This is a genomic window from Oceaniovalibus sp. ACAM 378 (assembly GCF_008085915.1).
In the GTDB taxonomy this organism is placed as follows: Bacteria; Pseudomonadota; Alphaproteobacteria; order Rhodobacterales; family Rhodobacteraceae; genus Oceaniglobus.
The window spans coordinates 96,235-115,858 of record NZ_VSJK01000011.1 but is presented as its reverse complement, the minus strand read 5'-3'; the positions used below and the strand labels follow the sequence as shown (position 1 = coordinate 115,858).

Sequence of the window (19,624 nt, the reverse complement as noted above, 5' to 3'; positions counted from 1 at the left end):
CGCCGCCGGGCGGGTAACAATCGCGTTTAGAACGTATCAGAGCGCGTCCGGGCCCGCGCCGCAGATGATGGCGCAGATGCGTTCGCCGTCTGAAATCTCGATCCGCCGCTCGCGCAGGGCGGCGATGGCTGCCGCGCCGCTGAGATCGGCGGCAAGGCCCATTTCGAACCACAGCCATTTCGCCGCCGCGCGCATTTCATCGTCGGACACCAGCACGATCTGATCCACCGTCGCCTTGACGATATCAAAGATCGAATCCTCGGTCCGTGCACAGGCCATCGTGGCAACCGAGGTGGTGACCCGGTCGAGCCCGCGGTTTTCGCCCGCTTCCAACGCACGCAGCAGAACTGGGCAGCCTTCGGCCTCGATCCCGATGATCCGGACGCCGGGTTTCAGTGCCCTCAGCGCCGTTGCTACACCGCTGATCAATCCGCCGCCGCCCATGGCAATCAGAACCGTATCGACATCGGGCATCTGTTCAAGGATCTCCAGCGCGACCGTTCCCTGACCGGCGACAACCATCGGATCGGCAAAGGGGTGGAAATAGGCGGCACCGGTCTTTTCGACCAGCTCCAGCGCGGCGGCGTTCGCCTCGTGCCAGACCGAACCGACAACGTGAATCCGCGCGTTCCATTCCTTGAGCTTGGCAATCTTGGACGGCGTCGCATTGTCGGGCAGGAAGATATCAACCGGCACCCCCGACAAGAAACCCGCCCGCGCGGTGGCAAGCCCGTGATTGCCGCCCGAGGCCGCGACGATGCCGCGTGAAATGGCATCTTTCGACAGGCTGAGCAGCTTGTTCGTCGCCCCCCGCGCCTTGAACGATCCGGTGACCTGCAACAGCTCAAGCTTCAGCATCAGATCGGCACCACCGGGCAGTCGGTCTTTCTGATTGTCGGCGGCCATCATCGGCGTATGGCGGACCATGCCCTTGATCCGCGCGGCCGCTTCGTGAACATCATCAATGGAAATCATCATGCTTGCTCCTCTGCCGGACAGGCGACGACCAGACAACAATTTCCGGCAACAACCCGGCCCGGTTGGCGGCGTCCATAGATCATTCCGTCGGCGGCAAAGTGCAACACTTCGGGCGGGCGCGACGGATCGCCGAGATCGTGGATCTGCCCCGCCTTGTCGCCGGCGTGAACCTGTGCGCCATTGGCATGGAAAGGCTCGAACACGCCGTCGCGGGTGGCCAGAACGAAACCGGCCGGGCCGGGAACGCGCATCAGCGGTCGCGTCGATCCGGCAGCGTCAGAGGGCGCCGCAATGATGCCAAGGTGGCCCAGCACGTTGCGCACGCCGCGCCGGCAAATTTCAAGCGCCCCCGTCGAAACCGTTCCGCCACCGGCCATTTCGGTGCCGACCACGGTCATCCCGGCGCGCACCGCTGTCGCGGTCGAGGTGCGCGGCTCGCCCAGATTATCGACGATGACACTCAGCGGCGCATCGAAGGCCCGCACCGCTGCAATATTACGCGCGTGGTGGGCCGGATCGGGGGCGGGTTCGACAATCGCACTGGGAAGGATATCAAGGGACGATCCGCCCGAATGAAGATCGATCATCGCCTCACCCATGGGATAGATGACATCGGACACATAAGCTGTGATCTGTTGCGTCAGCGTGCCGTGCGGGTCGCCCGGAAAGGTCCGGTTCAGGTTCAACCCATCCACCGGCGAGGTGCGCCGCCCGGCCAGAACCGCAGGCAGGTTCAGCGCTGGCAGGATGATCAGCCGCCCTGACACAGCGCCGGGATCAAGACCGCGGATCAATTCGCCAAGCGCTATCGGGCCTTCGTATTCATCGCCGTGGTTCCCGGCCATCAGAACCGCCGTCGGCCCCTGACCGTTGCGAATGACACAGATCGGCAAACGCACCGCCCCCCAGGCATCATCATGGGGGGAGTGGGGGATGTTGAAGAACCCGGTCTGCTTGCCGTTCTTATCAAAATCGATGGTGGTATAGACTGTCGAGGAGCGGGCCATGAGTAACCTCTGGACTATCGTGGTTTGGTTGCGGGCAGGGCGGCAAAAATCACCCCGCCCACAGGTTTGTCACAGCGAAGGGAAATGCTCGGGAAGCGGCTGACCCAGCCATTTTTCCGTCAGATCCGACAGATCGCCGGTCAGCATGTTGTAAAACACGAAGGTGTCCAGCCAGCGCAGGATCTCGGGATTGCCTTGCTGCACGCCCACATGGGTCGGCGCATAGCGCAGGATGAACCTTGCGTTCAGTTCGACACCTGCGTTCTTCTCCATCAGATCGCGCGCCACGACGTTTGCCGTGGCCAGCAGATCGGCCTGACCGGACAGAAAGGCCGCCGCCGCCGTCGCATCATCATCGAAACGGGTGATTTTCGCATCCGGCGCCGCCGCCGTCAGTTCCAGATCCTGTGTCGTGCCACGGGCAACGGCAATGGTCTGATCGGTCAGATCACCGGGGGCGCTGACCGCGAAGGAATCCGGTCCGAACACCCCGATGGCAAGGGCGGAATAGGGCGAGGAAAACGCCACCAGTTGCGCGCGTTCCGGCGTCGCCCCCATGGCCGAGATCACCATGTCGAGCCGGTCAGTCACCAGATAGGGAATCCGGTTCGCGCCGGTGATCTGCTGCAGCTCTACCTCGACGCCAAGCGCCTCGCCGATCATATGGGCGACATCGACGTCCAGCCCGACAGGTTCGTTGTTCTCGCCAACAAAACCGAAGGGCGGCACATCGACCGGCACACCGATCCGGACCTTGCCGGATTCCAGTATTTCCTTAAGATCCGCCGCAGCCGGTCCGGCGATCATCGCGGTGATCGCGACAAGCGCCACCGCAAATTTTGCTTTCAGACTAAACATCATTTTCACTCCCATTTGGTTGTATCGGTTTCTTGTCCGGCAGGTGCGCCGCCGTCAGATCACGTGACTTTTTTGTTGTGCCTCGGTTTGTCCTCTCCCTTTCGTCTCGGCCTGAATCGAGCCTGTTTTGCGCAATCAATGCAGCACGGCGTTCAGAAAGCTCTGCAACTCGGCGGTTTGCGGATCGGTCAGCGTTTCGCGGGCGGGGCCGTCTTCGTGGATGCGGCCCTCGTGCATGAAGACCAACCGGTCGGCGACATTGCGTGCAAAACTCATCTCATGGGTGACCAGCATCATCGTCATGCCCTCGCCCGCAAGCCCTTCGAGAACCCGCAGCACATCGCCCACCAATTCCGGATCAAGCGCCGATGTGATCTCATCGAACAGCATCAAGGTCGGCTCCATCGCGAGCGAGCGCGCGATGGCCACACGTTGTTGCTGACCGCCGGACAGCTCATCGGGATAGGCCAGCCGTTTATCGCCAAGACCGACTTTTTCCAGCATCCGAACGGCGATGTCCTGCGCCTCGGCCTTCGGGGTTTTCCGCACCAGTTTCAGCGCCAGCATGATATTGCGTTCGACGTTCAGATGCGGAAACAGGTTGAAGCTTTGAAACACCATGCCGACCCGGGCGCGCAGGGCGTTGAGATCGGCACCGGGCGCGGTGACGTTGATGCCGGCAACCTCGATCAGCCCTTCCTGCACCGGTTCCAACCCATTGACGCAGCGCAGCATGGTCGATTTTCCCGACCCCGAGCGGCCAATGACCGCGACGATCTCGCCGGGTTCGACAGACAGGTCGATGGATTTCAGAACCTCCAGCGCGCCGAACCGTTTGACGACGCCTTCCATCCTAACGAGCGCCATGCAGTCTCCTCTCCAACACCCGGCTGAGCTGTGACAGGGTGAAACAAATGACAAAATAAATCGCGGCGGCGGTCAGATAGACCGTCAGCGGCGCGAAAGTCGCCGCCGTGATGATTTGACTTGCGCGGGTCAGTTCAACAAAGCCGATCAGCGCGGTAAGCGAGGTGTTCTTGACCAGCTGCACCAGAAATCCGACGGTCGGTGCAATCGATATCCGCACGGCCTGCGGGATCACCACATGGGTGAATCTCTGCCGATAGGTCAGGCCAAGGGCCGCGCCCGCCTCCCATTGGCGTTTCGCCACAGACTGCAACGCGCCGCGCCAGATTTCGCCCAAAAATGCGCTGGCATAGAGCGACAGAGATATCGCCGCCGCCGTCCATGCACCCACCGGAAACCCCAGCAGGGGCAGGCCAAAGAAGAACACAAACAACTGTCCCAGCAGCGGTGTGCCCTGAATGATGTTGATATAGCCGATGGCCAGCCAGTTCAGCGGCGCAAATGGTAGGATTCGCGCCAATGCGATCAGCAGCCCCAGCAGACCGCCGCCAATCGCCGCCACCAGCGCCAGACCAATGGTCCAGCGTGCGGCCAAAAGCAGGTAGAAGACATCGGCGCTGGCAAATTCGCGGATCATCGCACCGGCCTGCGCACGAAAATCACCCAGTAAATTCCAGCGAATACGGTTCGCAGCCCCAGTGTTATCAGAAGGTAGGTCAGGGTGATCAGGGTATAGACCTCGAACGAGCGATAGGTCCGGGATTCGATGAAAGCGCCCTGATGAAACAGCTCGCTTGCGCCGATGGCCGACACGATGCTGGTCGCCAGCATCAGCAGCACGAACTGACTGGCCAGCGAGGGGTAAATCGCTTTCATCGCCTGAAACAGCACCACATGGCGAAACGTCTGATAGGCGGTCAGCCCCAAGGCGCGCCCGGCCTCGATCTGGTGGCGGCGGACCGATTCAATCCCGGCGCGGATGATTTCGGCGCCATATGCGCCCATATTGATGGTCAACGCGATTACTGCGGCGGTGTTGGCGCCCAGTTTGATCCCGATCGAGGGCAGGCCAAAGAACACGATGAACAGTTGCACCAGAAGCGGCGTGTTTCGGATCGCCTCGACATAGATCTGTGCCGGAAGACGCAGCGTCCGGCGCGGTGAACTGCCCGCCAATGCGACCAGCAGGCCAATCGCAAGCCCCATGATCATCGTGACAATCGACAGCTGAAGGGTAAGGACGATCCCTTCGAGGATTTGGTCCTGATATTTCCAGATCGCCCCGAACTTAAAGGAATAGTTCAATTGCCTCACCTGTTCCGCGAACCACAGGGTGCCCGACAAGGCTTCCCTATCGATGAGTCAGAGGCTAAAGTCGCTTCGTATATGAAGTCAAGCGTTATGAGTGAAGCGACACAATGACTGATCCAACAGAAACAGCGCGCAGCACCTATTCGGCCCCGGCGCTGGAAAAGGGGCTCGACATCCTTGAATTGCTCGCCCGTCATGGGCGACCGATGGGGATGAAAGATCTGGCGGACGAGATCGGACGCTCGAAAAGCGAGATTTTCCGCATGGTGCATGTGCTGTTGGCGCGCGGCTATCTGACCCGCGATTCCGCCTCTGACCAGCTGACGCTGTCCAACAAGCTGTTCACCCTTGGGATGCAGACGACACGGGTGCGCAATCTGGTCGGCGTCGCCGCGCCGGTGCTTGAACGCTTTGCAGCAGAGGTGCAGCAGGCGGTGCATCTGGTTGTCCCCAGTCGCGGCGAGGCGGTGATACTGGTGGCAAGCTCGGGTGGGTCCGACATGAACTTTTCCCTGCGCGTCGGATATCGCCGTCCGCTGGTGGATTCCCATTCCGGGCTGGTGCTGATGGCGTTTCAAAAGCCCGATATCCGGGACCGGATGATCGCTGAATGTCTGGCCTCGACGACCCGCACCCAGCCTCTCGAACCGCTTTTCGCCAGGTTAAGCGAAGTGCGGGCGGCAGGCTCCATCGTCCACGAAAGCCGCGACATTGTCGGAGTAACCGATGCCTGCTGCCCGATCCTCGCGCCAAATGGGGCGGCCGACGCCTGCCTGACCACCGTCGTCGTCTCGCGCCGCAACGCGACCGAAGATTTCGACGCCCTGATCGCCAAGCAGAAATCCGCATGCTCCGAGATATCGGAACTGTTTCACGCCTATTCGCCCGAGCAACAGATCACCTTCGACTGAACGGACTGCGGAAAATCCGTCAGGCGATGCGGCCAGATGATATATGTTCGTCCAGCGGCACACCAACCGGAGGTGAATAGCCGTGACGACCTATAAGGTTTTGTCCGACCACCCGGATTCGATAGACCACCTTGGGATGGTTTGAAGCGTCGGGACCGCTGAAGGGTGTTGCGATAAGCAATGTCGGGCTCGATTGAGCGTATTTACCGGGGTAGGATCTTCCTCTCGTGGGCGGATTCGCGAAAATCACGATCTTCGCCCGCGACATCCGTTCTTTGATCCCGAATTTCTGCACCTATCTCCTGCCAAGCGTTGCCGTCCTGTATTCGGTCAAGGCGGCCAAGCAAGCGGCAGTCGTGAAGATGTGCTTTTCGTCGCGCACAGTGACACCCGTTCCAAGCCGGTCCACGGAATATTCTCCCGCAGTTGCATCAATCGCCATCGGTGAAGGGATACGCAGTATCGGGAACCCGCCCCACGATCCGCCCCGCTGCGATGTTAGCAACCAACTCGCAGCGTAGTCGATCGCCTTGTCACAGGCAGGGTCCGGACGCGTGAGAAGGGCGGTCAAGGACATCGATGTTGCGAAGGCATGTGGTTCTGTTCCATCGTCACCGAAGCCTCCGTCATCGTGCTGCAAGCGTAAAAGACCTTCGGTCGCGTGCCGCCAAGTGTCGACCGGTAATGCGCGCGCCGCGGCCAGTGCGCGAAGTGTCTGGGCCGTCGCATACGCATGGCCAGCCCACCAGTAGGATCGCCATGTGCCATCGTCGCCTTGAGCGTGAGTCAGTGCGGTGATCGCGGTGCGGACCCGCTCATCGTTTCTGAAGCCATTCTGCAGCAACGCGCGTGCTGTGACGGCGGTTACGCAAAGATGATCGCTTCTCCATCCTTCTGTCTGGTCCGCGCTTGCGCCAATAAATTCTTCAATCCCATCTTCGGCTGCATAGGTGGCGAAACCACCATCTGTGCTGTGCCGGGTCAGAAAGGCGAGTGCGCGAAGAACAAGCGATGGTTTCCACACCGTCGATGCCGTCAGCGCCAATACGACCCACGCTGTGCTGTCGCAATCCGTGGGGACACGCTCGTTATAGGCCCATCCCCCGCTCGGACGCTGCCTGCGCAAGATTGCCGGCAAGGTGTCTCGGACGATGTCCCGTAGAAGGCCGCAATCGCCAACATTAAAGGCGACGAAGCTCGACACCCAATCGCAGCTTTCGCCCGCCAGAGTATGAAAATCGCGCCAGAGACCGTCAGGGGATCGGGCATCGGCAATGAATCCGGCGGCGGCCGCAATCGATCGATCGATATCGGACAGAGCGACCTGGGTCATTCCAGCCATGCCCGCACGTAGCAGGCGAGCACCCTGTCAAAGCCTTTCGCGGATCCGTCGCCGCATTCATCGACGACGGAGCGGACATGCAGCAGCGCGTCTCGAACCTCCTGTGCTGACGCCTCGATACGGCTTCCTTCAAGAAGGCCCGTGAGGGTCGATGCGATCTCTGCCTTCTCATCCCTGCGCGCCTCGACAAGCAGGGAATTAAGCGATTCACTCCGCGCATCACTGACGATGTCCGCCAAGTCGTCTATGCGCCAGAAGATACTTCCGATGCTGTCCACGATCTGGCCATGTGCGGTGGATTGCGTGCCCGACCCGAGGTCGGGATCGCCGATGGCGCTGATGATCGCGAAGGGCAGCGTCGACTTCTCCCGTGACGTCTGTCTCAATTCCGCGATGCTCTGACCCGCGGCCAAACTGGCAGATTTGATCTCTGCATCATAGGCGGCCGCCAGCAGTTCTGCGACCTGATCGAAATGGCCAATATCCAGCGCATGAAGGCGCTGATAGACCGCCGCGATCGTCTGCAAAATCAAGCGGAACTCGGGAACATCGCTCCCGGCGGAATTCTCGACCAGCCTGCGGGGAAAGTCCGGATCAGAGTTAAGCCGGGACAGGACGCTTTGGTCGAACTGCGCCGTAAAATCTGCCACAAGGTCGGATTGCGTGTCGTGCAACAGGTCGAAGATCGAAATTCCGAAGTTGAAGACAGCGCAGGCTTCGGCAACGTCCTGCCGGACCGGACGGCCAGCGATCATTTGCATCCCTTTGCTGATGTCCAGACCGAAAGCGAGGGCAGAGGGCGTCTTTGCGCGGAAACGTCGGTTCGACGCACCAAATATTGCCGGCGAGACAATCCAGCGCCGATCCTCTTCACGCAGAGCGGGTAGCAAAACTCTGTCGCGCAGCTCCTTGCCGCGCAACCTTTTCGCTGTCGTAAAGGTCAGTTGCTCCGCCGCGTCTGGCCACAGACCAACATCCGCGAGGGAGTTCACCACAGCACGACGTGCCCTGAGCCAGACCTCATCGAGCAAAAGCCCGATCGGCCACTCGTGTCCCGACGACATTGTCGCTTTGGACGTCAATCCGCTTCAATCAATGGACGGCGTCGCAGCAAGCGGAGCGCCTTTATCTCCAGGTCATCCTGATTTTCCACAGGGAAAAAGCTGTCCGGAAGTCCTTTGATTGCAGCGGCGGTATCCATCTTTTGGCCTGCCACGTTGAAGGAGGGTGTCTTTTCCAGTGCCCGCATCAGCGCCTCCCGCTCCTTGATCGGAAAGTCGATCCCACAAGATTTCTCCCTGATCTTCTCCTTGACCTTGTCCGTGTCGAAGTCTCGCCGATTGGTGCGGATTAACTCGGCCATCTTCTCGACGAAGTTCTCGTAAGTGGAGATTGGAAAATAGTATGCTGGCATGTATTTAATCATCCGTACCGGATCACTCTTGAATCCGACAATGGACAGCCGCTTGCCATCTCCAATCTGATCGAGCAATTCCCCGGCGCTGTTGATCGGAAAATCGAGGTCTGGTAGAGCTTCTGTCACCAATGCGATCTCGGCAAGTTCGCTTGGCGCCACGAGGGGGCGAAGTTTCACCTTCTTCAGTCGCGCAAGAGCTTCAGTATAGTCCGGGTGCTTTCGAATATCGAGTTCCATTATTGGTGCCTCCTACCAACCGTCATCTTCCGGAGCCCAGTTATCAACTGCAGAAATAAGCCCGCCTCCGTCATTAAAGCTATAACAGCGGTCGTCAGAGTCGACGCACCAGCGGGCCGGATTAAAAATATCTGGTGGGTTAATTTCTTCATAAGTGCAGGAATAGTGCCGGTCGTTTTGACAATTTCCACTAATCCACGACATGCGGGCCTCCTATTTTAAATGAGCCCGGCGTCGCACTGCTCCGAATTGACGATAGCGACGGATCTCCCGAGCCGTTCGGGCCCGGAATTGAAATCGCACTCGCAGAATCGATAACAGCGGCGGCTTTCCATACCGGCGCCCAACCAAAGTATAGCTGAATTTTCACCAAACAGCAACGTTTTCGCGTTGGCGCATTGTCGGATGGTCAGTTCTGAGGGGGCTGGTGCGCTGGTTTCGGCTGAGCGGGTTGTATAACTATAGGGACCGCCTTTGAGGCTGATCATGAGGAAGCCGGAAGAAATTGGCCCCAGGTGTGTCCGAGGTCAGCACCTGTCCAGACATCGGGGAGGAGCTCAGTCGGGCTCGCCGTTTATGACTTCCCGGATGAGCATCGGAAGCATATCCACCCGGGCAAAATCGCAGGTCCCTCTGGAAAGATCCGATGCGGCTGGGTAACTAGGGCAGATCAACCTTTGACGAACGCCTTGCGATCCGAACTCTCCGCAAAGGAAGCAGAAAGGGCGCTTACCTATGAAATCCTGGCCGGTTTTTGTACTATCTCTTCCTGGCGAGGAAGTGCGCCGCGCGCCCCTGCTGCAGGCCCTTGCGGGTATGGGAGTAAGCTATGAAGTGTTCCCTGGGATCGACGGGCGCACAGGCCTTCCGGACCGCTGGCATGGCGAGATTGACCGCATTTCTGCCAGTCGCGAAATCGGGCGCGATCTGACAGACGGTGAGTTCGCCTGCGCGCTTTCACATCGTGAGATCTACCGCCAGATCGGCATACGCGCTCTGCCCGGTGCCGTGGTGTTGGAAGATGATGCGATCGTTGGCGCACAATTTGCTTTTTTCATTGAGCACAAGCTCTATGAACGTGCCGCGCTGATGATGCTGGATCACTCTCATGCGCGGGTTGCAGGCTCGGCCTCTGAACTCATGCCAGGCGTGGGGATGCGACGGCTTACACTCCCATCTTGCCTGACGACGGCCTATTCAATTTCCGCCGATGCAGCACAGACACTATTGAAAGCGGCCAGCCCGGTTCGCAGCCCTGCCGATTGGCCAGGAGATATAGTCGCGCTCGGGGCGGTGGCGATGGCTCCACGCATCGTTGATCATCCTGATCCGATGACCGGTGGTTCGCACCTGAACGCCGTGCGCAGCCAGATGCCCCGGCACCGGGGCAGCCTGGAACGAGCGAGGCAACGCTGGACCAGCGGCGCACATTGGCGGCGCTGGTTCATCAAGCGATGCTCGACCCGGATCAGCTGATGTTTCGTGGCCATCGAGCCCGGCCGCAATGTAGCATTCATTTGGAACGATACGCCGCCTGCTTTATAAATATCTTTAAGTGACTTTCCCAAACACTAAATGTTTTAGGTATAAAGCATCCTGCTGAGTCCGAAGGCCTGATACTTCCTCAACAAGCTATCTAATGTGTTTTGGAGATCCCGAGCATTCCAAGCATTTTATTAAATAGACGAGGGTTGCCCTGAGCGGAATTTATAATGTCAAGATATTTTAAAAAATCAAGTGATCTCCGTTGCGATACATCATCCGCCACAGCAGTGAGCAGATTGATATTCGTAGGTACGCGTGATTGAAATAGATGAAAAAACTCACGCTCTCCATAAAAAGTACCAATTCCGAATACGCCCCTGTCAGCCAAAGGCCACTTAGGGTAAATAGCCGCCGTAGGGTAGCATAAATCAATGTTTTTACCATTTGCCACCGCGACATCCGTCAAGTTCTGGGCAGGGTCATTTTTTTCGTCATGTTCTAACGTAGGCTCCCCGATTTCTCTATACATCTCCTTGGAAAACGACATAAACATCGGACCTGCGTAAATGTCTGCTGGGCGCAAGTGATTTGCGACCTGTGCAAGACCAAACAACTTACCGTCGCGGGCAGATTTGACCGCTTTATCATATGCGTTTCGATTCAGGGGAAAGGCATCAATGTCACAGAATACTATTATCTCATCTTGGGCAGAGCGAGCCGTTTCTGTCATCCAGTGACCATGATGCTGACCATCTATTTTAACCTGCTCAAGTGGCACTTCAAAAGCATCAAAGACCCGTCTCTGCGCAGAGAGAATACGTGGTGAAATATTTGACATGTACGGGCTAAGTACGATTGAATCTTTCAAGGTGACTTCCTTTTGAAACTGCTAGCATTAAGGTTCCGGCCTCGGAGTAGTCTTGCTCCAGTGCACCCAGATCGCGCTGTCGCCAACATTCGCATGCCGGGAAAAATCGAGCAATGCTCACGGCCTCGGTTACGGATTAGATGAAACAGTTCCGAGAGCGGCGTCTATACTTCCATCGATCATGGGCAAGCTTTTGACCGACACTGAAGAGGAGCGGAGCAACGGGGCGCTCAAGTTCGTCTTCTAGCTTTTTCCAGCCAACTGTGGGACATGGGCCCAGAACATCCGATTGATAGTCTAACTTCTTCAGGAAGGCACCCGTTTGATGGAATGCACCGTCATCATCCCCAGTCGAGACAGGCCGGAAAGCATCCGGCAATCTGTGGCCTCGGCACTTGCGGCGCTGGCGATGGCGGAGCGGTCTGGGACCGTCTTGGTTGTGGATGACGGCGATGAATTCCCCGTGTGGCAGGCTTTGGCCGGTTGTTCTTTTTCGGCCCTGCGTGTCGAAATAAATCCCGGCCCCAAAGGCCCCTCAGCCGCACGCAACTACGGCGCGGCGCAGGCGCAATCCGAACTTTTGTTCTTTCTCGACGATGACGATCTGATGGAGCCGGATTACATTCAGCGTATTCTGGCGCAGCTACAGTCCGGCGCCTGCAAGACTGTCTGGGGGTTCTCTCGCGCACGCGATAGCCGCGCTTATCATGGTCTGCCCGAACACCCGAGCAGGCTTGGACCAGATGTGCCGTTGCGGCAGCGACTTGCGGGTCTTGGCACCGGTTTCTGGATTGAACGCGGGGTGTTTCGTCGTCTTGGTGGTCTCGATGAAGAACTGCGCATCAATGAAGACACCGATTTTTGCCTGACTCTCGCCGGAGCGGATCTAATGCCGTGGTACGAGCCGCAGAGCGGGGTGAAGCTGGAGGCGGCTCGCTCAGCGCAGGGGGCGACGGACCGGCCCAGTACCACTACAAGCACGCGCGCCGCAGAACGCGCGGCGGCTTGGCAAAGTATCTTGGAGAAACATGCCATCCTATTGGCAAATCATCCTGTGGAGTGCGGGATATTTTCCGCCCGCGTGGCGAAGTATCGCGCCCGAGCAGGAGACGTCAAAGGCGCGTTAGCTATCGCCGTCCGTCAATCCGGAGCGGCGCGTTGGCGGGCGTTGGCGCAGGTTGTGGCAGGGGCCGCGACGCGTAAAAGGTGAAGGGCTGATTTTTCACGCAGAACTGCCCCTCGTTAAGACTTTGCCTTGAGACGCATCAGTTTGAGAATTGCTTCAAGTGTAACAGGCAACGCCGCGCGCGCCGAACCAATCACCTTTTCGGCGGCATCATTCCGGTTTGTACATTCAAGCTCATTCGAATGCAGGCGCACCACCTCGCGGGCAAGGTCAGCCTCGTCCTCTATTGGCACCGAAGCCCCTGCTTCCACCAAAGCGGAGTAACTTTCGGCAAAATCACCGGTTGAGGGACCGTGTAGCACGACCGAGCGCAAAAGAGCCGCCTCAAAAGGGTTTTTGCCCGGCAAGGGTGGGTCGCCCGGCACATTCAGTGAATGGCCGACAAACGATATAGGCGCCACACGATACCAAAGCCCCATCTCACCTATACTATCCGCCAGGAAAACCGCGTCTTTCGCACCGGGAAGTTCCCCAAGGCTGCGCCGGGACAGCGTTGAGTCGAAGGCAGTTTCAATGGCGCGGGCGGCGCTATCAGCAGCGGTCAGCTGCCGGGGTGCGAGGACCAGAAGAAGGTCAGGGATCGCATTGCGCGCCAAGGCGTGGGCGCGCAGGACTGGCTCATGCTCGCGTTCTTCGGTCGCGGCGGCAAGCCAGACAGGCCGTGCTCCGATTGCGTGGCGAAGAGCCGCCAACGTGGTCTCATCGGCTGGCAAAGGATCGGCGGCAGCTTTCAAAAGGCCCGCTACTGTGACTTGATCTTCGTGTGCGCCAAGACATACCATCCGTGTAGCCGAGATCTGATCCTGCACCAGAATTGTGCGAAACAACGGGAACAACGGTGCGAAAAGCCCGCGCAAGCGCATCCTTCCCTTAAATCGCCTGTCGGTCAGGCGGGCGTTTACCATGGCCATCGGCACCGCTCGTGAGGCCAGAGCATGCAGCATCCGCGGCCACAGGTCTAACTCGGCCAACACAAAGGCATCGGGACGCCAATGATCCAGAAACGCAGTGACGGCCGCCTTGCTGTCGATTGGCGCATACTGATGGATAACACCCATCGGCAAACCGATGCGCGCCAGACCATCTGCACCGGTGCGGGTGTTGGTGGTCAGGAGGAAGGAAAGCTCCGGCCTTTCTTGCCGCAAAGCCTCGATCAGCGACAGAACCGCCATGGCTTCGCCGATTCCCAACGCATGAAACCAAATCATCGGTCCCGACGGGCGCGCTTTAGACGCTCGTCCCAATCTTTCATTCAAACGGTCAGGGTCTTCTTTACCGCGGCGAGCGCGCCGGCGCAGGGAAATACGCCAAAGCGGTGCGACAAGATTGGTTGCTGTCAGATAAATCGACAGTGGAATGCTCAAACCGATTCCTAACATAAAGGACGCTTAAAAGAAGCGCATGGGCTTTCAAAGTGACCCCACAGAGCCCCAGTCGCCAAGTTAAACAGGTATTGGCGGCGCAGGAATGGGCCTGTGCAGCTTGGTTCCGGTCGATGGTAAGCGATTCTCACCGTTTCGCTCGAACTTCGATCCCTATGACAAATCGCCGGGCAATCCACTCCCTCGCATCGCGAGATATTAAGACACGGTCACCTTCAACTCCGTGCGTATGGGGACAGGTTCAGTCTTGCCCGATCCGCGCGAGATACTCTTCAATCAGCGGAATGTCGGTGGGGTTGTTTAGTTCCCAGAAGACGGCCCCGGGGGCGGCAACCTCGACCATGCGGATGGGGTGGCCGTTTTCAAGGAAACGCAATTGTTCCAGCCCTTCCAGTTTTTCAAGTGGCCCCGGTGCCCAAGTTGCATAGTCGGCCAGTGCAGCACGGCGATAGGCGTAAAGCCCCACATGGTGAAATACCGGAACAACCCCGTCGACCGCGCCCTGTCCGTTCGTAAACGGCAGTACCTCTTTGGAAAAGTACAACGCCCGGCCCTCACGATCGCTCACGACGGTCGTCGCCCCGACGCGGCCCGCCCGCCGGTCAGCCAGAAGGTTCTCCACCGTCTCGGCGTCGCACCGCAGACAGGGAGTGGCCATCAAACAGGTTGGGTCCGCGCGCATCGCCTCGATCAGCGCGGTTACGAAATGCGGCGGGGTCAGCGGCGCATCACCTTGCAGGTTGATTACGATATCCGAGGTAATTCCAGCGCGAACCACGGCTTCGGCGACGCGTTCCGTGCCGTTCCGGCAGGTCTCTGACGTTGGGATGACCTCCGCGCCGATGCGCCGGGCCTCAGTTGCGATACGGTCGTCGTCGGTTGCGACAAAAACGGGGAGGGAATCCTGCGACGCGGCGCGGGCCGCCATGACGCTGCGTTCGATCAACGTGCGTGGCGTGCCACTGGCTCCGCGCAACACCGCAAGCGGTTTGCCGGGATAGCGCGCGCTGGCATAGCGCGCCGGAATGATGATGCAGGCCTCCATCACTCCGCCTCCTTCGCCAGTTTGTCAAAAGCGCAAAGCTGCCCAATCAGGGCGCGCATCTCGGTCAGCGGGATCATGTTCGGTCCGTCGCTGGGAGCATTGTCCGGGTCTTCGTGCGTTTCGATGAAAAGCGCAGAGACCCCCACCGCGCAAGCCGCGCGCGCAAGTACGGGCGCGAACCGCCGTTGCCCGCCCGAACTTCCACCCAACCCGCCAGGCTGCTGAACCGAATGGGTGGCATCGAACACCACCGGCCAGCCTGTTTCCGCCATGATCGGCAGACCGCGAAAATCATTCACCAGCGCATTATAGCCAAAGGACGTGCCGCGTTCACACAAAAGGATGCGGGTGTTTCCAGTGCTCGCCACTTTGTCGGCCGCATGGCGCATGTCCCATGGTGCCAGAAACTGGCCCTTTTTGATGTTCACAGCGAGCCCGGTTTCCCCCGCAGCCAGCAGAAGATCGGTCTGGCGGCACATAAACGCAGGAATCTGAAGCACATCCACAGCCTTCGCCGCTTCGGCGCAATGCAAGGGTTCGTGAACGTCGGTCAGAACGGGCACGCCATACTCCGAACGGATGTCGGACAGGATCTGCAACCCCTTCTCCATGCCCAGACCCCGGTTGGTGCCAAGGCTGGAGCGATTGGCTTTGTCGTAACTGGCTTTGAAAATCAGGCCCGTACCTGTTGGCGCGCAGGCCTCAAGCAGGTGTTCGCAGATCATGCGAGCATGAGCATGGCTTTCCAGCTGGCAGGGGCCGGAGATCAGCGCGACCGGGTGCGCTCCCCCGATGGAGATCTTGGCGATCTGGACGATCTGTTGTGTCATTGGGCCTCACATAACGCCGATACGAAGAAGGTCGTGAAGATGCAGGATGCCCACAGGCTGGGTTCCTTCGCAAACAATAAGCACGCCGATCTTGTTGCGGTTCAGAACCGCAAGCGCTTCGGCGGCAAGCGTGTCGGGGGTCACAGTGACCGGGGTGCGGGTACAAACTTGACCGGCGGTGCGATCCATCAGGTCGATCAGGTTCCGCCGAAGGTCACCGTCCGATACGACGCCGATCAGGTCTCCGGCGGGGTCGATGACCGCAGCCACGCCGAACCCTCCCGCCGTCATCGTCAGGATGGTTTCTGCCATTGGCGTCGTTTCGCCCACGATCGGGATGCTTTTGGCCGGGTGCATGACCTGACGCACAGGGGCAAGCTGGGCGCCAAGACGGCCGCCCGGGTGAAACGTGCGAAATTCCTCGGCCTGAAAGCGCCGCGCTTCCATCAACGCGACAGCCAGCGCATCCCCCAGTCCCAGCATCACCGTGGTCGAGGTGGTCGGGGCCATGCCGATTGTGCAGGCTTCGGGCAGATCGGGGATGGTGAGACGGTAATCTGCCGCCCGCATCAGCGCGCTGTCGGGGTTGCGCGACATCCCAACCAAGGGAATGGCAAAGCGCGTGCAATGCGCCACCAGATCGCGCAATTCCGGGGTTTCGCCGCTGTTTGACAGAAGGACACAGATATCCGAGGGAGTGACCATTCCGAGATCGCCGTGGCTGGCCTCGGCCGCATGAACAAAAAACGCTGGCGTGCCGGTCGAGGCAAGCGTGGCCGCAATCTTGCGCGCAACATGGCCGGATTTGCCGATGCCCGACAGGATGACACGGCCCTTGATCGCCAGAATGGCGTCAATGGTGCGCGAAAGATCGGCAGGCAGGCAGCGCGACAGCGACAGAAGCGCTTCGCCCTCGGTTTGCAGAACGCGCGCCGCCACGGTCGCGTGCGCATCCGTGATATCGGCAAGCTTCGATGCGATGTACTGTGCCATAGCGTTGATCCCAGCTGTCACAGCGCGGGTGATACAGGTAATGCATGCTAAATGCACGCTTCATCGTCCCGCCGGTAGGGATCGCTTGTGCGCATGCGCTTGCTTGTGATGGGAGCTCAATCCCCCTGCGCCGATTTTGCTTGGCGGCATTCGGCGGTAGCGGTGGTTCCTGCGAGTCTGCGGATGGCTTGGTGCGATAAACGGCTAGACTGGTAAGGCGGCAAGCCGTGGCTGGATATGGCGCACCCCTCTCGAACCGTGAAACGTAAGCGGCACCAGATCGACGGCCTGAACAATTCCATACCTGCCGAAACAGGCTTGCTTCGATTGACAGAAGCGTCGACGCCACGCAGCATCCGGGACATGGAACGACTGCCATCGAAGGAGAAACATAATGGCGAACCCCGAACAATATACATCTCGGCCCAGTGGTCTCTTGCCCAACAGCAGGTTTCCGCTGCTTGTCTACCGGGGCGGGGTTCCCGGCGGTGGCGAGGACGCCGTGAAAGAGCGGTTTCGCGACAACGGCTGGCTCAACAACTGGCGCTATCCCGGGATCTACGGATATGCGCATTTCCACTCTACCACGCATGAATGCCTTGGCGTGGCGGCTGGCTGGATGGAACTTGACCTGTTCGGACAGGGCGGGGAGCGGGTTCGGCTTGAGGCCGGTGACGTGGTCGTCATGCCGGCTGGCGTCTCTCATGCCATGACCGGCAATTCGGACGACGTGCTTGTCGTTGGGGGCTATCCTGACGGCCGTGACTGGGACAACATGCGTGAGGATCTGATCGACGAGGTGGCAAGCCGCGAAGCTTCAAAGCGTATCATGATGCTCCCCATCCCGTCACAAGACCCGGTGACGGGCAAGCCGATGCGGGAATGGATCGAAACACCGTCTTCGGTCGATGCGGATCTGAACGACGTCCGCGACAATCTCGGCTAGGCGGATCGTCAACTGCATCAAAGGAACTAATTCTTACCGCCTGTACTGGCCCGCTACGGAATGGCAATCAAACTGCCGTGACAAATGCGCGTGTCGCTTGATCATGCGATATATGAGTCCATGCTGCCGGTAGCAGGAGGAAAGATCATGTTTCACGCGCTAAACCGCCTTAAAGTCGTGGTGCTCATATTAGGTGCCGGTGCGATATCCGTGCTGACCCCGCAGGACGCATCAGCCCAAGAGCAGACCGCCATAGTTGCTGGCGGATGCTTCTGGTGCGTGGAGTCTGATTTTGAAGGCGTACCCGGCGTGGGTGATGTGGTTTCCGGTTACACGGGCGGGACGACGGAAAGCCCAACCTACAAACAGGTTGGGGCAGGCGGCACCGGACATTATGAAGCTGTCATGATCCCCTTCGACGCAGGCCAGATCAGCTATCGCGAGATAATGGACCTGTTTTTCCGCAGCGTTGATCCGACAGACGCTGGGGGTCAGTTCTGCGATCGGGGCGACTCGTATCGCACAGCCATTTTCGTGGGCACCGAGGAACAGGCGAAGATCGCGACCGAAGCCAAAGCGGCAGCGCAGCAGGAATTGGGCCAACACATTGTGACGCCCCTTCTCCAGGCTGGGACGTTCTACCGGGCCGAAGACTATCACCAGAACTACTACAAAGGTGACGGTTTTGTTCTGACGCGCGGTGGCCCCAAAAGTCAGAGCAGTGCGTATGATTTTTACCGCAAAGGGTGTGGGCGGGATTCTCGGGTAGAGCAACTCTGGGGTATCGATGCTCCGTTTATTCATCACTAACTTCAGAGGGTAAAATTCTGGCTAATCCAGATCAGGATGGATTGGACAGGGGCGGACCATGCCAAAAGCCCGCCTTTGCCGGATCGGACTGCAGCCTGTGCGAAAGCCGATGCGCCCCCCCCTTGGCCGCCCGAGGGCTGAACGCACGATGCTGAAACCTGTAGCCGCGCGGCGTCCGCTGCGGTAGGCAACGCGCCATGGCCAAGTCTGTTCTCAGCACCAGCGCCCTGCGCACCATCGTCACCGAAATCGCCGCCGAAATGGCCGCGAGCGAGGACCGCGGCAATGTCGCCGCTTATATTCCGGAACTGGCCTGCATCGATCCGCACCGGTTTGCGCTGGCCATTGTCACCCCCGAGGGCGAGGTCATCGCGGCGGGGGACGCCGATATGCCGTTTTCGATCCAGAGCGTGTCGAAGGCGTTCACTTTGGCAGTGGCCTTGGGTCAAATGGGCGAGGCGCTCTGGACCCGTGTGGGCCGCGAGCCGTCAGGCGATCCGTTCAATTCCATAGTCCAGCTTGAGCATGAACAGGGGATTCCGCGTAATCCCTTCATCAATGCCGGCGCCATCGCCGTCACCGACGCGATCCTGTCAGGTTATGAGCCGCGCGAGGCGATCGCCCATATCCTTGAGTTCATTCGATATACGGCGGGCGATGATGAGATTCTTATCGACGAGAACGTGGCCCGGTCCGAAGAGGCGACCGGGTTTCGCAACGCCGCCTTGGCCAATTTCATGCGCGATTTCGGCAACGTGACCTGTGAGCCGGCGATGACGCTGGGCGTCTATTACCACCAGTGCGCCGTCGTGATGAGCGCGCGCCAGCTTGCCATGGCCGGGCGGTTCCTCGCGTTTGACGGTTGCCTGAGGCCGGGCGGATCGCGGGTGATCTCCGGGCGCATGGCACGGCAGATCAATGCCCTGATGCTGACCTGCGGACATTACGACGGGTCCGGCGAATTCGCCTTTCGCGTTGGCCTGCCGGGCAAGAGCGGCGTCGGCGGCGGTATTCTGGCGGTGGCACCGGGGCGGGCGTCAATCGGATGTTGGTCGCCGGGGCTGAACGCTGTCGGCAATTCAAAACTGGCGTCACTGGCGTTGGAAATGTTGGCTGACCGCACCGGTTGGTCGGTCTTCGCACCACATTAG

Annotated in this window: 22 protein-coding genes; 7 read left to right on the top strand and 15 right to left on the bottom strand. The window is 59.3% G+C overall.

The genetic code is table 11. The annotated features are described in order from the left end of the window. Nucleotides 1–36 precede the first annotated feature (36 nt). The 6 genes from FQ320_RS15965 to FQ320_RS15940 form a co-directional block, all read right to left on the bottom strand. A complete protein-coding gene (locus FQ320_RS15965) occupies nucleotides 37–978 on the bottom strand; it encodes a threonine/serine dehydratase (RefSeq protein ID WP_222861618.1) in 942 nt (313 codons plus the stop codon). Continuing rightward, nucleotides 975–1,985 carry a succinylglutamate desuccinylase/aspartoacylase family protein gene (locus tag FQ320_RS15960; RefSeq protein WP_148473999.1) on the bottom strand — a complete coding sequence of 337 codons (1,011 nt, stop codon included), beginning with the start codon at nucleotides 1,983–1,985 and terminating at the stop codon, nucleotides 975–977. The genes FQ320_RS15965 and FQ320_RS15960 overlap by 4 nt, the downstream gene beginning before the upstream one ends. 69 nt (nucleotides 1,986–2,054) lie before the next feature. Continuing rightward, a complete protein-coding gene (locus FQ320_RS15955) occupies nucleotides 2,055–2,843 on the bottom strand; it encodes a transporter substrate-binding domain-containing protein (protein WP_187393922.1) in 789 nt (262 codons plus the stop codon). Nucleotides 2,844–2,978: 135 nt separating this feature from the next. Then, nucleotides 2,979–3,710, bottom strand: a complete 732-nt coding sequence (locus tag FQ320_RS15950; protein WP_148473995.1) for an amino acid ABC transporter ATP-binding protein — start codon at nucleotides 3,708–3,710, stop codon at nucleotides 2,979–2,981. Beyond that, nucleotides 3,697–4,347, bottom strand: a complete 651-nt coding sequence (locus FQ320_RS15945) for an amino acid ABC transporter permease (protein ID WP_148473993.1) — start codon at nucleotides 4,345–4,347, stop codon at nucleotides 3,697–3,699. Before FQ320_RS15945 ends, FQ320_RS15950 begins: the two co-directional genes overlap by 14 nt. Continuing rightward, a complete protein-coding gene (locus tag FQ320_RS15940; protein ID WP_148473991.1) occupies nucleotides 4,344–5,015 on the bottom strand; it encodes an amino acid ABC transporter permease in 672 nt (223 codons plus the stop codon). The genes FQ320_RS15945 and FQ320_RS15940 overlap by 4 nt, the downstream gene beginning before the upstream one ends. Nucleotides 5,016–5,128: 113 nt before the next feature. Between FQ320_RS15940 and FQ320_RS15935 the strand changes: the two genes are divergently transcribed. Then, complete coding sequence (locus FQ320_RS15935) at nucleotides 5,129–5,932, top strand: IclR family transcriptional regulator (RefSeq protein ID WP_148473990.1); 804 nt, start codon at nucleotides 5,129–5,131, stop codon at nucleotides 5,930–5,932. Between the two features lie 19 nt (nucleotides 5,933–5,951). On the opposite strand, the gene FQ320_RS15930 is transcribed toward FQ320_RS15935, so the two are convergent. The 3 genes from FQ320_RS15930 to FQ320_RS15920 are packed head-to-tail and all read right to left on the bottom strand — an operon-like array spanning nucleotide 5,952 to nucleotide 7,924. Further along, on the bottom strand, nucleotides 5,952–6,227 hold the full coding sequence (locus tag FQ320_RS15930) for a hypothetical protein (RefSeq protein WP_148473988.1): 276 nt from the start codon (nucleotides 6,225–6,227) through the stop codon (nucleotides 5,952–5,954). Continuing rightward, entirely contained in the window at nucleotides 6,228–7,265 is a 1,038-nt protein-coding gene (locus FQ320_RS15925; protein WP_187393921.1) for a prenyltransferase/squalene oxidase repeat-containing protein, read from the bottom strand. After that, nucleotides 7,262–7,924 carry a hypothetical protein gene (locus FQ320_RS15920; protein ID WP_187393920.1) on the bottom strand — a complete coding sequence of 221 codons (663 nt, stop codon included), beginning with the start codon at nucleotides 7,922–7,924 and terminating at the stop codon, nucleotides 7,262–7,264. Before FQ320_RS15920 ends, FQ320_RS15925 begins: the two co-directional genes overlap by 4 nt. Before the next feature lie 18 nt (nucleotides 7,925–7,942). Between FQ320_RS15920 and FQ320_RS15915 the strand changes: the two genes are divergently transcribed. Then, nucleotides 7,943–8,161 (top strand): hypothetical protein, encoded by a 219-nt coding sequence (locus FQ320_RS15915; RefSeq protein ID WP_148473982.1) that lies wholly within the window; start codon nucleotides 7,943–7,945, stop codon nucleotides 8,159–8,161. Between the two features lie 191 nt (nucleotides 8,162–8,352). Here FQ320_RS15915 and FQ320_RS15910 read toward each other — a convergent pair whose 3' ends face one another. After that, entirely contained in the window at nucleotides 8,353–8,928 is a 576-nt protein-coding gene (locus tag FQ320_RS15910; protein ID WP_148473980.1) for an MTH865 family protein, read from the bottom strand. 735 nt (nucleotides 8,929–9,663) lie between these two features. Here FQ320_RS15910 and FQ320_RS15905 point away from each other — a divergent pair. Continuing rightward, the gene (locus tag FQ320_RS15905; protein ID WP_148473978.1) at nucleotides 9,664–10,404 is read left to right on the top strand and encodes a glycosyltransferase family 25 protein; all 741 of its coding nucleotides are present in this window, start codon (nucleotides 9,664–9,666) and stop codon (nucleotides 10,402–10,404) included. 160 nt (nucleotides 10,405–10,564) lie between these two features. On the opposite strand, the gene FQ320_RS15900 is transcribed toward FQ320_RS15905, so the two are convergent. Further along, complete coding sequence (locus tag FQ320_RS15900) at nucleotides 10,565–11,281, bottom strand: hypothetical protein (protein ID WP_148473976.1); 717 nt, start codon at nucleotides 11,279–11,281, stop codon at nucleotides 10,565–10,567. A gap of 325 nt (nucleotides 11,282–11,606) precedes the next feature. Here FQ320_RS15900 and FQ320_RS15895 point away from each other — a divergent pair, with 325 nt between their 5' ends. Next, nucleotides 11,607–12,491, top strand: a complete 885-nt coding sequence (locus FQ320_RS15895) for a glycosyltransferase family 2 protein (protein WP_148473974.1) — start codon at nucleotides 11,607–11,609, stop codon at nucleotides 12,489–12,491. Between the two features lie 32 nt (nucleotides 12,492–12,523). On the opposite strand, the gene FQ320_RS15890 is transcribed toward FQ320_RS15895, so the two are convergent. From FQ320_RS15890 to FQ320_RS15875, 4 genes are all read right to left on the bottom strand, one after another. After that, complete coding sequence (locus tag FQ320_RS15890) at nucleotides 12,524–13,846, bottom strand: 3-deoxy-D-manno-octulosonic acid transferase (protein ID WP_148473972.1); 1,323 nt, start codon at nucleotides 13,844–13,846, stop codon at nucleotides 12,524–12,526. A 244-nt stretch (nucleotides 13,847–14,090) separates the two neighbouring features. Continuing rightward, a complete protein-coding gene (locus FQ320_RS15885; protein WP_148473970.1) occupies nucleotides 14,091–14,894 on the bottom strand; it encodes a 3-deoxy-manno-octulosonate cytidylyltransferase in 804 nt (267 codons plus the stop codon). Next, nucleotides 14,894–15,724, bottom strand: coding sequence for a 3-deoxy-8-phosphooctulonate synthase (gene kdsA, locus FQ320_RS15880; RefSeq protein ID WP_148473968.1), 831 nt, complete (start codon nucleotides 15,722–15,724; stop codon nucleotides 14,894–14,896). Before kdsA ends, FQ320_RS15885 begins: the two co-directional genes overlap by 1 nt. Before the next feature lie 6 nt (nucleotides 15,725–15,730). After that, the gene (locus tag FQ320_RS15875) at nucleotides 15,731–16,717 is read right to left on the bottom strand and encodes an SIS domain-containing protein (RefSeq protein ID WP_148473966.1); all 987 of its coding nucleotides are present in this window, start codon (nucleotides 16,715–16,717) and stop codon (nucleotides 15,731–15,733) included. Nucleotides 16,718–17,111: 394 nt separating this feature from the next. Here FQ320_RS15875 and FQ320_RS15870 point away from each other — a divergent pair, with 394 nt between their 5' ends. From FQ320_RS15870 to FQ320_RS15860, 3 genes are all read left to right on the top strand, one after another. Then, complete coding sequence (locus FQ320_RS15870; RefSeq protein ID WP_148473964.1) at nucleotides 17,112–17,663, top strand: cupin domain-containing protein; 552 nt, start codon at nucleotides 17,112–17,114, stop codon at nucleotides 17,661–17,663. 147 nt (nucleotides 17,664–17,810) lie between these two features. Further along, nucleotides 17,811–18,473 (top strand): peptide-methionine (S)-S-oxide reductase MsrA, encoded by a 663-nt coding sequence (msrA, locus tag FQ320_RS15865; protein ID WP_148473962.1) that lies wholly within the window; start codon nucleotides 17,811–17,813, stop codon nucleotides 18,471–18,473. A 197-nt stretch (nucleotides 18,474–18,670) separates the two neighbouring features. Further along, nucleotides 18,671–19,624, top strand: a complete 954-nt coding sequence (locus tag FQ320_RS15860) for a glutaminase (RefSeq protein WP_148473960.1) — start codon at nucleotides 18,671–18,673, stop codon at nucleotides 19,622–19,624.